The following is a 12509-nucleotide window of genomic DNA, read 5'->3' on the forward strand; positions in this document are numbered from 1 at the left end:
GGGCCCGACGGAGCGATGACGCCGCGACCGCGGCACGGGAAGGTCGCCCTCGGCCAGCTCCAGAACGCGGGCCATGTCAGCCACGAGCGGGACGGCTACGACGAGAAGACCGGGATACCGAGGTCGACGACCGCCGCGTTCACGCAGGCCCATCGGCAGCTGTGGTCCGCCAGCAGCGCGAACGCCACCAGGCCGCGCTCGCCGTCGCCCGCGCCACCCGGACGAGTGCCATCCCGCCGCGTACCGCTCGACAGCCGCAGCCGGTTCCAGCCCGCGGAGCGGCGTGACCAGCCCACCGACTACCCGACGGGCGCACCTCCACCCACACCGGCCCCTCCAACCCGCCAGAAACACCGCCGCCCTCACCCGGCAGATCCAGTACCTCCTCGACCAGCGTGAGCCCGAGGACCGGTCCTCGGGTGCAGGGCACGGTCAGCCACTCCTCGATCTACGTGAGCTCCGGCATGCTGAACCGCTGGGCGAAGCCGAGAGCGGCCGTGGTGGCCAGTGGCAGCGGGGTGCGTGGGCGGGGGGTGTAGTGCTGCGGCTGGATTCCGCGTTCGAGGTTGGAGGTCACGTACCGGACGAAGGTCGTGATCGTTGCGGAGGAAGCGGCGCTCTCACTGATGTGGGCGTTGCGTTCCTTCCACGCCGCGGCGCTGGCAGCGGCGCGCCATGCGACGCTGTTGACTTGGTCGCGGTGCCATCCTGAACGAAGGGCGCTCAGCGCAGCCGTATGTGCTTCCGCGTGCCGGGCGGAGGGAAGCGGGGGGTACTGGTACTCCCTGGTGATGAGGTCGTCCAGGTACGCGAGCACGCTGTACGCCTGAATGCTGAGGGCCTGGTCCACGATCTCCGTGCGGACCGACTCCGACTGGGAATCGAACTCCTCGGAATCCTGGAGCATCGTGCGGGCCTCGTCGGCGGACTGGGTCAGCCGGAAGGTCACCAGCCCTGGCGCGTAAGACCCGGCAAGCGCGTCGATGCGGCCGTCCTGAAAAGCAGCGGCTCCCATCGCGGCGACGTCGAGGGCGAGGAAGCCGCACGAGTACATAGCGGACAGCTCCTCAAGGTCGTCTTCCGGCCGGCCGGTCCAACCCCACGGAACGGTGGCGACCGTCGGAAGGGTCTTGGCGCCCCCCTCAATGAGACCGACCATCGCCTCGGCGATCACGAGCGCCCGCATAGACAACGCATGGACGGCCGTGTCCGGAGCCTGGCGCGCGACTTCCCGCTCCCACAGCGCTCGCACCTGCGCTTCGATCCGGGCCGCTTCCTTCGCCTCATGCTCAGCAGCAACCTTGACAGCCGCCGCGGTAACGGCGTTCTCCACGCCCGAACCCTCAGCCGGCTTCGGGCTTGCCGGAGCCTCTGGGGCGGACCAACTGGACCGAGGACTGGGCACGGAAGGACCCCAGGGGTCTGCACCCCGGGCCTGTTCCAGACAAGCCGAGCAGTACCGTTTCGCCTTCCTGCCGAGCTGTCCGCTCGCGAGACGCGGCAGAGAAGCGACCTGGCTGACAGCAGTCCGGTTCCGAACCGGCAGTGACTCGCCGCACCCCTGACACGGGACAGCCAGGAGAAACGCCCGAGACTTCGCCGGCACCGAGTGAATGACCCACTGCTCATCCCCAAGCTCGGCCACCCGGTAGCGCCATGACGGCTCGGGCTCCATCGCGATCTGCCAGTACCGAACACACACCTCGTGCAGATCAGCCGGGGTGTCCGGGTCGACCTCCACCCGGATCAGCGGGTTCGCTTCATCAGGGAAGAGCAGCACCGATGCCACTGCATCGCCTGCACTCTTCTGCTGCTCCCTTTTCCGGCGACGCTGCCGCTTCCCCACCCCGGGCCTCCGTCCTGACACGTACGGTAATGGACCGCAACGATAGATCACGCAAGGTCGGTGAGGCGGAGGGTCTGGTGCAGCTCTCACCGTCGCCCGCGCCGCCCCGGGCCGCGGCGATCCCGCTGCGCACTGCCCGCCCGGCCCCGCCGCGGACCGGAGCGGCGTGAGCAGCAGCCGGCCTCGCTCGTTCGGGAAAAGCTGGGACAACCGAGCGGCAGTAGCGGCAGGGTGGCCGCGACAACCCGTTCGCCGGCCCGGCCCGGGCCGAGCGTCTCGTAGCGGGACCGCGTGCGAGACTGCCGCACCACCACAGGCGCGGCGTGTTAAGGAGATGACGATGACCACCAGCGGCACGACTGACAGCACCCAGCAGACGGCTCTCGACGGGCCGATCAGGGAGTACATCTGCGAGCTCCTGCGCGCAAACCTGGCAGCCGAGGAGGCGCGCGAGGGAGAGATCCGGCGCCTCGAAGAGGCCGGACACCGGATCGTGAACGGCGGTCAGACCGGAATGGACTCGTGGGAGATCACCGACTGGCGCTCAGGTGCGCTGATTGAGGCCGGTACAAACGGCCTCGGTGGCTACGATGCTGCGACGGCCCGCCTAGACCCCACGGGCATGTGGTTCCACATCGACCACGTTGGCGAAGGCACCGACGAGCTCCCGGTGAGCTCCTTCGGCCTGCCCGACTCCTTGGCCGAAGCGCTGCGCGAATGGCTCTCGCTGCTTTCGACACCAGACAAGGACGTTGCGGCCGTCACGGGATGGAGTGCGGAAGAGATTCAGCGGCACCGAGTCGACATCTGACACCCGCCGCTGCCGGTGCCAACCGCCAGCAAGGAGCATGGCAGAGAAGCCGACCGGTGTCGGCTATCTGTCTGTTGGCCGGTCTGGTCCCCGTGGCCCGGATCCGTTGGACCTGGGCTATCGGCTGTTCTGGACGCGGGTGGCGGAGGCGCACAGCTACGACCCGACCACCCGCCGCCTGCACATGGTCGCCGACTCCCCGACCTGGGCCGCCCAGCTGCGCCGCATCCTCACCGACCTCAAGCAGCTGCGCCCCGGCACCGTCCGGGCCATCGACGTCCGTGTCGGCCCCGCCCCCGTGGTGCAGCACGACCAGGACCTCGACGACCGGCCCGCCCGCCGCGACACCGAATCAGCCGCGCAGCCGGGCCGGCCCCCGCTCGCTGACCACCACGCCTACCAGGAACTGCGCCGCCGGATGCGCGAGGACGCCGCCACCCGCCAGGCCGCACTCGACGAGGCCGCCGCCGAGCGGGAGGCCATCCTGCACCGGCACTACAACCGCCTGCGCGAGCCCGAGGACGCCCACCGGTCCTCGATCGAGGACGTCCCGGCCACCGACGCGGACCAGCACGCCCGCCAGCAGCGCGAACGCCACCGCGCCGCTCTCGCCGTCGCCCGCGCCACCCGGGCCGCGGCGATCCCGCTGCGCACCGCCCGCCCGGCCACCTGTACCTGGAACGCGAAGTCGGCCTGAGTCACCCGATTGAGTGACACCGAACAGCCCCACCACTCCCAGGCGACCGCTAGCTTGGTCTGTCGACCCGACTGCAGCGAAGGAAGCCTCCATGGGCAAGAAGCGCAGCACGACGAACACCAAGGCGAAGAAGGTCGTCCGCCAGCGCACCGCCCGGGCTCTGCGTGATCTCCCGGCGTCGGACGGGATGCTCCCGGAGTGGCGCCGCTTCCTGGCCGCGTTCCCCACCGTCCAGGCCGCTGCGGAGGCTGCCGCCAAGGGCCGGGAAGTGCTTCTGAACAGCCACGAGCATGCCGACTTCCGCCGGCGGGTACTGCTGGCCGCGAACGGCGTGATCGTCGAGGACACGATCTACCCCCACATGCACTGGCAAGACCTGATCGCCACGGCCTGGCTCAACCACCCCAAACCCGGCGACGACACCGTCGAAGCGGTGAAGGCGTTCCTCTGGTCGGTCCTGCCGGAGGGCTCCCCCGCCGACGGCCTCACCGTGGTCCAGGAACAAGGAGTCGGCCCCGTCCCGGTCTTCGGCTACCGGATGGCCACCGCCGCTGAGGGGCTGACCGACTGGGACGAAGTCGACGAACGCAATGACTTCGGCCCGCTGTACCTGGCCATGAAGTACTTCAGCGACGATCGGATCGACCCCACACCCGACCAGATCGACGACTTCCGCCGTCGCGGACTGCCCGCACGCGCGTGCTCCCAGTGCGGCAACCTGGTCACCAACGGACATCCCGACTGGCCCGGAGTCTGGGTCGTCCTCGGCGAAGAAGGAGGTCCCGTCTGCCCCGACGCCGACAACGACGGGCATTGGGATGACGTCTACACCGTCACGGTCCACGGCCCCCACCGCGTCACCCTGTTCGCACTCCAGGGAGGCACCGCATGAGCGACGCTGCCAAAACGTCCTGGCAGGAGCTGCTGGAGGACGTGGGCGAAACCTTCAACGGCTGCGGGATCGACGATGTCGCCGACTCCGAAGGCCGCCCGGAAGCCGCAGCCTGGCTCGCAGACGCCGCCGTGGCCAGCATTGATGGGCTGACGGCGCTGCTGTCCTCCCTCTGGGCTCTCCACACTCCCGAGCAGGCCGGTGCCATCGCCGCAGCCCTGACCACCATTCAGCACCACGCCGAACAGGCAAAAAGCCGGCTGCTCGACGTCCTGGAGGCCATGGAAGAACGCGGCGACGTGAATCTTCCCCGACACGGCAACGACCCGGACGAGCCCATCAAACTGGCAAGGGACCTGTTCAAGCTCGAACCGTCCCCGCGCACCGCAGACCACCTCTTCGCCCAGTTCTCCTCCATCCCCCTGCTGCGACCCATGCCCAGCACCTTCGCCGAAGCACTCCACCAGACAGCAGAACTCCTCGCGGACCTGGTCGTCCCCGGCACTACAGCCGAAATCTTCGAAGACCCCGACGACTCCGAGCACCAGGGGTTCGTCCAGCTCCAGTACAACGGCAAGCGCTGGCGTCTTTTCTTCTACGCAGGAGAGGAGGAGTGGTTCCTCGACGACTACCCCCAGAAACCCCCCACAACGGTGATGCTGGGCCGGTTCCCCCTCCTCGCCTCCCATCCCGCAAAGCTGGCCGAAGCAACCCGAGCCGTCCTGGCAGAATCGGCCACAAAGGCCTGAGCAGGCGTCCTCAGCAGCCCGCCCGGGGGGCCAGACGCTCACCGCGCCGACCGCGCAGCAGCCGAAGGACAGATCCGCAGGTGAAGGGGGACGTGGAATGCCGGTAATCCGGACAGGTAGCAGGCGTGAGGTCCTCGCCGACGCCGCGGTGCTGCTGGACAGGGAGCTGACACCGCAAACCCGCCTCGCGTACGCGGTCCTACTCGCCCAGGCCACCGCCGACACCGAGGACACCTGGGACGAACTGGCCGCCCTCATCGGCGTCACCAACAAGCAACTGGAAGACCTGGCCGAGCAACTCGCTGCGGCCGGCGCGGTCGACTTCCTCGCCCATGGCACGAACAAGCACCGCACCGTATCGCCCCACCACTTCCGCCAAGACCAGCGACGACAGACCTGCACCCGCTGCGCCACGTGCGGGACCTGCGCCTGCTACACCCATCCCGAAGGCGAGTGCGACCGCTGCCGACACCGCGCACACCAGCTGCGCACCGCCGAGGAGGACATCGCCCGCTGGCGCGCCGAACTGGACGCCGGCGCCATCTACGCCCTCCCCACCAGCGGCACGCGCCTGCACCGCTGGGACTGCCCCACCCTCCAGAGCCCCGAGAGCCGCCTCGCCACCCTCCAGGAACAGCTGACCATCGATCCCGATACAGCCAGCTGGGAGCGGCTGCCAAAACTGCTGACCACCGAGCAACTGCGCGCCCGCGGCTCCGGACGCCGACGCTGCGCCACCTGCGGTCCGGACCCGGTCGCCTGATTCGTCAACCCCGGCCACCTGGAGGACGACGTCTACGTCGGCCGACCCGTCCAGGCCAGCCGAGACGACCCGGCGCGCCGACCCGGGGCAGGGTGCACTGCCCAGGTCATGAGTCCATTCCGCCCCTTCGCTCTTCCCCACCCCCGCAACGCGCGCCGCCTGCCCTTCCGGCCAACCGGAAACGGGCGGCAATCGAGCCACCATCGCGGACTGCTGGACCGGGCCTGGCTGGGCGCGGTGTGCTCCGCCCCCGCACCCGTGGCCAGCACCCGGCGGGCCGTCCACCACGACCACCAGCAGCGGCCGCCGACCTCGGCGGCCGGGAAGGAGCAGCGTGAGCCGCGAGCTCGACGAGGGCCTGGAGCGTGCCGAGCGCACCCGCCCGATCCCGCAGTCCGTCCAGGCCCGGATGCGCTTCCTGCTCAAGGGCGCCAAGGGCTCCACCAAGAAGCTCGCCCAGGACCTCGGCGTCTCCCAGCGCACCGTGCAGCGCTGGCTCAAAGGCCAGGGCAACCCCAAGCCCGCCGCAGCGAAAGCCATCGAGACCAAGGTCCGCGCCACCTGGCAGCCGCGGGTCAAGAAGCGCACACGCAAGGCGGCCGAGACGAACGGCTTCATGCTGCACATCAGCGGCACGTTCGGCTACACCGCCGCCGGCGGCTCCACCGACGACCCCCGCCCGCGCGTCATCACCCAGAAAATGCCCGGCGACGTCGCCCGCCGCCTCTACGAGGCCCGCGACGCCGGAGCCACCCAGGCCCAGCAAGAGCGGATCCTCGCCGAGGCGCTGCGCGAGCACTACTTCCAGGACCGCGGGCACCGCGCCCGGGGTCTCGACGTCGAGCTGAACGACATCGCGTGGATGGACGTCGAGCTGTAGACGCTCCGCGCTGGCGCCGTTCCGCTGCGCCCGGCACGCCCGCCGATGCCCCTCAGCGGTGCCGCGTGCCCCCCGATCGTGACCGGCCTGCCGGGCCGGCCCGCCGTACGAATCCGCATCGTTCCCACGGGGCCTCCCTGCTCCGTCGGCGTGCGGACTTCGCACACCGTCGTGATCAGGGTGAAGGCGCAGCGGGGCCGTGCCCGCTGGTCGACCGCTGTTCACCCGCACGGGCGACGAAGGGGCCCGTCGACGGATGCTGAGTCCGCCCTGCTCAGGGCGGCCCTCGGCCTTCTCGGCGGGTCGCCGTCGCCAACCTCATCACCGACCACGAGCAGCCGAACTTCATTGGCGTCAACGCGGTGCAACGCCGTTCCCCAGCAGATTCCCTGCTTTCGCGCACGCCGCGCATGGCACCGGTCGAGACTGGTGACCGGGCCCGGGCCGCCTGGCCGGGCACGACCGGCACTGACTGTTCCCGAAAGGGGAAATGCCAGCATGACCAGCATCGAGAAGCTCACCCGGAGCGCCTGGGCGTACACCGCCGCCGTAGCCGCCGAGCTCCTCACCCAGGACTACCCCGTGACCAAGGTCAACGCGCTCGACCTCTCCGACGAAGAGCCTGGCCAGGCCGAGGTAGAGGCGTACATCTCCCTGCCGATCCCATGGTGGCCGCGGACCTTCCCCACCATCACAGAAGGCGCTCTCGACTGGGACTCCACAAGCGGCTGGGTCGTACGCGCGGAGGTTCGCCAGAACGACAGCACGAAGACGGTGACCACCGACTACTGGATGGGCGACGGGCTGACACCTGATCCGGCCAAGGTGGCACTGTTCCTGACCGCGGCCCGTGTCAACGGTCTGGCAGCGACCGGCAGCACCGACCGCCCGTACTACCGTCGGCCCGGCCAAGACGACCCGGCCCCGCTCATCGCGCGGCTACTTCCCTACGAGGACACCCTCAGGAAGATCGACCCGCACCGGGACTTTCCCGGCCCCCGCTCCGCCCGGAACAGCTTCCGCGCGTTGCTGCACGAGCAACACGAGCGCATCCTCCACGGGAACCTGACCGCGCTGCCCGAAGTACGGATGGTGCCACTGCGGGCGGGGGAGGCCGCTGCGCTGACGTTCCTCCTGGAGGCATCTGACACTGCCGACGGCGAAGCCCTCGCCGCAGACCTGCGCACCCGCTACCAGGCCGCACCCAAGGAGACCGCAGAACGGTCGATCCCCGCCGAGCACTCCACGGCACTCGCCCGCGCCGACCGCCACAAGGCCGGGTGACGGAGATCCAGGCCGCACCGCGCGAGTGGCGAAGGACCGCCGACTTGCCATCATGTCCAGCGTCAACCCGGCGCCCACACGGATCACCACTTTAAGCGGACCTTCCTCACACTCCGCGCCTTACGGGCCGACCGCCGCGACCATAACCCCCGTGAAGATCACCCCACGCTCCGCACTACGCGCCGCCGCCCCGCTGCTCACCGCCCTGCTCCTGGCCGGCTGTGGCATTGCCACCCAGTCCCCGCCGTCCCACGACTCCGCGCTGAACAAGGCGGCGGGGATCGGCACCATGTCGATCGTCTGCGCCTCCGACATGTGGGACCGGACCCGGCCGACGAGCCTCAGCAAGGTGGACAAGCCGCCGGCAGAAGGGGAACGCGGCAGCCGGGGCCTGGTGAGGGTCACGCTGACCGGCTCCCAGCTCGTCGACTACCTGAAGGAACTGGACTGGAACGGACACCCCGGCTGGGGCAACGAAGAAGGACCAGACCGCGCGCACCACGACGAGCAGATCGCCCGCCGCATGTACGACGTCCTTGCCCCCGCGGTGGCCAACGTCAAGAACGCGCGTAGCGCCGCAGACGCGGCGCCCGAAGTCCTGGTCGACGACACCCTGGCGACGGCCGCGCCGTAGACCCGCTCACAGGACCGATTGGCCGCCTCAACAGCTCCGTGTTGCAAGGACACCGGCCTCGACCGCCTACTGGCGGCCGAGGCCCTCGGTTTAGAACGGCCGCCATCCCTTGCTGGGGCCGCTTGGGGGCCTGCACCCGGCCGGCAAGCCTGGCGGTGCCGGAGCAGCGGCGGGGCACGTGCCTCGCGGGGGCTCGGTGGGCTGGCTTGTTCACCGGCTGCCGTAGCGGGCCCGGCACGGGGCGCAGGCGTGGGCGGGGTGCGGTCCGTAGCGGTTGATGGGTGTGCCGCAGCCCGCACACGGTCCGAGTTCCCAGGGTTTGCAGCCCGCTTCGGCGGCGGCGGCCTGGCGCTGGTCCCAGGTGACGTCGATGCTCGGGCACTCGTTGGGTGGGCGCACGAAGGCGGGGCGTGGTGGGGGTATGGTCCGGGTGATGGTGAGGGCTGGCCGGATGGCCTCGCCTGAGTCCCGTGGTGGCTGTGGTGTGGAGCGGCAGTCCGATTCCGTGCGGGTTCGGATGCATTCGGCGTCCCGTTGTACGGGAATCCGGATGCGCTTCTTCTTGGGTGTGGGTTCGGGGGAGGTTTCCTGGCCGCCGTTGTCGGTGAACTGGTCGAAGTCGGTGCGCGATATCCAGAACCGCAGGGTGCGCTGGCTTTGTTTGGTGGTGAGGGGGACGTAGTCGCCGGCGGCGATGTCGCGGACGAGGTCGTCGAGCTGGCGTGCGCGTGGTTCCCAGCGCGGGTGCCAGTTGCCGCAGCGTCCGCTGCGGCGGACGGGGCACGGTTGTGGGTTGGTGTGGTCGCACTTGTCGAGTTCGAGGTGTCGGACGCCTCCGCGGACGAGCATGTCGCGGTCGTTGAGTATTGCCTCGGGAGGAAGGTTGTCGGTGCGGCTCCAGTGCACGTGGTCGATCAGCGGGGCTCTGGGGTCGAGGACGTGCCAGACGGGGGTGACGCCTTCTTCGCGGGAGATGGAGTCGCGTTTGCGGACGGCGGGGGCGGTTGAGTAGGAGAGCTGGGGCTCGAAGCCGATCTGCCGTCCGTCGGCGCCGGTGACCAGGACGTCGGTTCGGCGCCGGCCGTCCGCGGCCAGCACTTCCAGTTCGGCGTGGAACCCTCCGAGTTCGGCTGCCCGGGCGAACCGCTCCTTCAGTGCCTTGTGCTGATCGCTTTCTCCGTCGCCGTGGTCTCGCTGGTCACGGTTGTGGTGGGCGGCGATTCTGAGGCCCCGTTTTGCGTAGACGTACATCCACTCGATCTGGCCTGGATTCTGCTTGTAGCAGGTCGGGCAGTACAGGCCTCGTTGTTCGACGGGGCGCTTGTCGGCGAGCAGGAGTTCCCAGAGGCCTTTGTGCTGCGGGTAGCCGAGGTCGGCTCGGTCGAGGTCGAGGAGTCCGTCAACCAGGACGCTGAAGATGGGGTTGCGCTTGTAGTAGGACGGGCCAGCGGTACTGTCCATGGATCCTCGTCTCAGTTGTCAACTGCACACGGAGGTACCGGAATTGTGCCTTGCCGCACTGACACCTCGGCCTTGCCCTGTCTGCGCGGACCCGCCGGGCGTTCTCACGGCCCAGAGGCATCGAACCAATGTCCGAATTTCTGATTGGGAAGCCTCGCCTCTCGTTCATCTCGCACCAGGACAACCACGAGCAAAGGATTTCCGTGGGCCACTAAAGTGAAACGACGGGGGACGCAGAGACCCCAAGGTGCTCGGACGACCCCACACAGCTGATCCCGGAAAGCCGGGCCGAGGCCCAGGCCAGCAACGCAGTCCGGTCCTGCACTCCCGGCCTGTTGGCCCGTTGGTCGGCCGAATGCCCTTCGGTTCGGCCGGCTCTCGCCGGCCGTCGTCGTCTTCCCGACCGAGCGCACCCTGACCGCCCTGACACCGCGCCTGCAGACCTTCACGCACCAGCACCCCCCGGGCACCGACATCGGCGACTACGTGCGGTTCGTCCTCGTGCTGGCCACCCAGGACGACGACCGGATCCTCACCGTGACCGAGAAGCTCACCGCCGCCTACTGGACGGGAACAGCGCGCGGAGCACCGACACGGGCACGGGCCTTCCACCTCCTCGGCCAGATGCTGAGCACGGTCGGAACCGGACTCATCCGGCCACACACCGGGCAGTGAAACCCCATATACAGGCGGAGCGGACATCTTTCCGCCCCTGGACCGTTCTGTCAGAGTCCGGTGCGATGCTCAGCACCCATGGACACCCAGCAGTTCTGGAATCTGATCGAGGAAGCCCGCTCGCAGGTGCCGGACCCGGACGACGGCTACGCCGTCGCGCGCCGGGCCACCGCGCTGCTTGTGCTTCGCCCCGTCGAGGAGATCGTTGCCGCCCAGCGGATCCTGTGGGAGCTGATGGCCGACTCGTACAGGGCCCCGCTCTGGGGCGCCGCCTACATGATCAACGGCGGCTGCTCCGACGACCTGTTCGACTACTTCCGCGGCTGGCTGATCACACAGGGCCGTGCGACCTTCGAGAGCGTCATCACCGATCCGGACAGACTCGCCGGGCTCCCGGCCGTACGCGCATTTGCCGCCGACGGCATCGACATCGAGTGCGAGGAAGCCCTGGTCATCGCCTGGGACGCCCACCGGGAAACCACCGGAGAGGAACTTCCCGACGACGCCTTCACCATCCAGTACCCAACTCTGGACCCGGACTGGAACTTCGACTTCGGCGACGGCGACCGGCTGAGCCAACGGCTGCCGCGCCTGGCAGCGTTGTACTCGGACTAACGAAGCAGACATCGATGAGCCGCTCGGCAGGCGGGCCAAGGAACGGGACACATCCGAGCGTGCGGAGCCGACATACATCCCAGGGTTGCGAGGCATGACGGACGATTCGACAACAGACCTGCCCGACCCCGGAACCGTGATCCGCGAGACCGACTGGGCAGCTCTGGAATGCGGGTTCGGCGACCCCCACCAGGTGTCCGCCGGCCTGCGAGACCTGTTGCACCCGGACCCGGCCATCCGGCGGGAAGCACAGAGGGGCCTCCGCGGCGCCTTTCATGACGAGGCCGGGGACGCACTGCCGACCACCGTGCCGACCGCCGCCTGCCTGGCCGGTCTGCTCGCCGATCCCCACGCCGCCGACGCGCTCGACCTCCCCGACCCGGACAATCCCGGCCGCTCGATGCGCGCAGCCCTCCTCGACCGGCTCGGCCACTACTTCCTCTCCGCTGACGACCGGACCTGCGCCTCGTCGGGGCACGGTCCGAGCGAGACCGCCCTGCGACGCCTGCGGCCCGCCGTCTACCGGGTCGTCGCCCCGCTGCTCGATGCCGAGGACCGTGCAGTCCGCCATGCCTCCGTGTTCACGGCCGTCTCCCTCGTCAAGCACCCTCGGCTGGCACGGCACCGCGCCGAGCTCGCCGATCACGCCCTCCGCCTGCTGGAGGAGAGCGACCACTCCGACCATCGGGACGTCGCTCTCGACGGCCTGCGCACGTGGGGGCACGACACCGGTGGACTCGAAACCGAAGAGGACCGCGAGCGGCGGCTGAGACTCGCGGTCGAGCCACCGTTTTAACAACTCAGCGGTGAGCCCGGGAACGATCGGTGGGACGGGCCCGGCCGAGCCGGATCTGCCACGCCCGGATGGCTCGACTGGCACGGATCCGGGAAAACCAGGAGCAAGGCGGTGGGTTGCTTGACGTCTCGCCGCCGAGTGCGCCCACCTTGCTGGCGCCGACGGTCTCTGCCTGGACATCCGCACCGACTGCATGGCCTGCGAGAAGCAGATCGCCGACCGCGGTTCGAGGCCCTGGGGTGTCCGGCCGGGTCTCGATGAGGTGGCGCTTCATTCGTGCGGTGATCGCCATCCCCCCCGGGCCCGATCGCGAAGCATCCCCCGCCCACGGCTGCGAGCTCGTCGCCACCCACCGCCACCGCCTGGTCCTGCGCACATACGAGGTCGGCCCGCCGCTCGGGAGCGG

General features: G+C 69.4%; 13 protein-coding genes. 11 read left to right on the forward strand and 2 right to left on the reverse strand.

The genetic code is table 11. From position 1 onward, the window contains the following. Positions 1-448: 448 nt before the first annotated feature. Positions 449-1333 (reverse strand): hypothetical protein, encoded by an 885-nt coding sequence (locus ACFU7Y_RS27385; protein WP_380769974.1) that lies wholly within the window; start codon positions 1331-1333, stop codon positions 449-451. An 853-nt stretch (positions 1334-2186) separates the two neighbouring features. Here ACFU7Y_RS27385 and ACFU7Y_RS27390 point away from each other — a divergent pair. The 8 genes from ACFU7Y_RS27390 (at position 2187) to ACFU7Y_RS27425 (ending at position 8556) form a co-directional block, all read left to right on the forward strand. Beyond that, positions 2187-2657: a hypothetical protein gene (locus ACFU7Y_RS27390; protein ID WP_380769975.1), complete on the forward strand. Its 471-nt coding sequence runs from the start codon at positions 2187-2189 to the stop codon at positions 2655-2657. A 106-nt stretch (positions 2658-2763) separates the two neighbouring features. Beyond that, positions 2764-3354 carry a hypothetical protein gene (locus ACFU7Y_RS27395; RefSeq protein WP_380769976.1) on the forward strand — a complete coding sequence of 197 codons (591 nt, stop codon included), beginning with the start codon at positions 2764-2766 and terminating at the stop codon, positions 3352-3354. A gap of 91 nt (positions 3355-3445) precedes the next feature. After that, positions 3446-4246: a hypothetical protein gene (locus ACFU7Y_RS27400; RefSeq protein ID WP_380769977.1), complete on the forward strand. Its 801-nt coding sequence runs from the start codon at positions 3446-3448 to the stop codon at positions 4244-4246. Further along, positions 4243-4995 (forward strand): hypothetical protein, encoded by a 753-nt coding sequence (locus ACFU7Y_RS27405; RefSeq protein ID WP_380769978.1) that lies wholly within the window; start codon positions 4243-4245, stop codon positions 4993-4995. The genes ACFU7Y_RS27400 and ACFU7Y_RS27405 overlap by 4 nt, the downstream gene beginning before the upstream one ends. A gap of 97 nt (positions 4996-5092) precedes the next feature. Next, a complete protein-coding gene (locus ACFU7Y_RS27410) occupies positions 5093-5758 on the forward strand; it encodes a hypothetical protein (RefSeq protein ID WP_380769979.1) in 666 nt (221 codons plus the stop codon). Between the two features lie 334 nt (positions 5759-6092). Next, on the forward strand, positions 6093-6638 hold the full coding sequence (gene tpg, locus ACFU7Y_RS27415) for a telomere-protecting terminal protein Tpg (protein WP_380769980.1): 546 nt from the start codon (positions 6093-6095) through the stop codon (positions 6636-6638). A 498-nt stretch (positions 6639-7136) separates the two neighbouring features. Continuing rightward, positions 7137-7922 (forward strand): DUF6292 family protein, encoded by a 786-nt coding sequence (locus ACFU7Y_RS27420; RefSeq protein WP_380769981.1) that lies wholly within the window; start codon positions 7137-7139, stop codon positions 7920-7922. Between the two features lie 151 nt (positions 7923-8073). Next, positions 8074-8556 carry a hypothetical protein gene (locus ACFU7Y_RS27425; RefSeq protein WP_380769982.1) on the forward strand — a complete coding sequence of 161 codons (483 nt, stop codon included), beginning with the start codon at positions 8074-8076 and terminating at the stop codon, positions 8554-8556. 210 nt (positions 8557-8766) lie between these two features. Here the strand turns inward: ACFU7Y_RS27425 and ACFU7Y_RS27430 are convergent, their stop codons facing one another. Beyond that, complete coding sequence (locus ACFU7Y_RS27430) at positions 8767-10017, reverse strand: hypothetical protein (RefSeq protein WP_380769983.1); 1251 nt, start codon at positions 10015-10017, stop codon at positions 8767-8769. A 486-nt stretch (positions 10018-10503) separates the two neighbouring features. On the opposite strand from ACFU7Y_RS27430, the gene ACFU7Y_RS27435 reads away from it, so the two are divergent. The 3 genes from ACFU7Y_RS27435 to ACFU7Y_RS27445 all read left to right on the forward strand — a co-directional run bounded on the left by ACFU7Y_RS27435 (position 10504) and on the right by ACFU7Y_RS27445 (position 12103). After that, positions 10504-10692 carry a hypothetical protein gene (locus ACFU7Y_RS27435; RefSeq protein WP_380769984.1) on the forward strand — a complete coding sequence of 63 codons (189 nt, stop codon included), beginning with the start codon at positions 10504-10506 and terminating at the stop codon, positions 10690-10692. 78 nt (positions 10693-10770) lie between these two features. Then, a complete protein-coding gene (locus tag ACFU7Y_RS27440) occupies positions 10771-11307 on the forward strand; it encodes a DUF4240 domain-containing protein (protein WP_380769985.1) in 537 nt (178 codons plus the stop codon). 94 nt (positions 11308-11401) lie between these two features. Beyond that, on the forward strand, positions 11402-12103 hold the full coding sequence (locus ACFU7Y_RS27445) for a hypothetical protein (RefSeq protein WP_380769986.1): 702 nt from the start codon (positions 11402-11404) through the stop codon (positions 12101-12103). Positions 12104-12509 lie beyond the last annotated feature (406 nt).

Origin of the sequence: Kitasatospora sp. NPDC057542 (genome assembly GCF_042801945.1) — a bacterium.
Taxonomy (GTDB): domain Bacteria; phylum Actinomycetota; class Actinomycetes; order Streptomycetales; family Streptomycetaceae; genus Kitasatospora.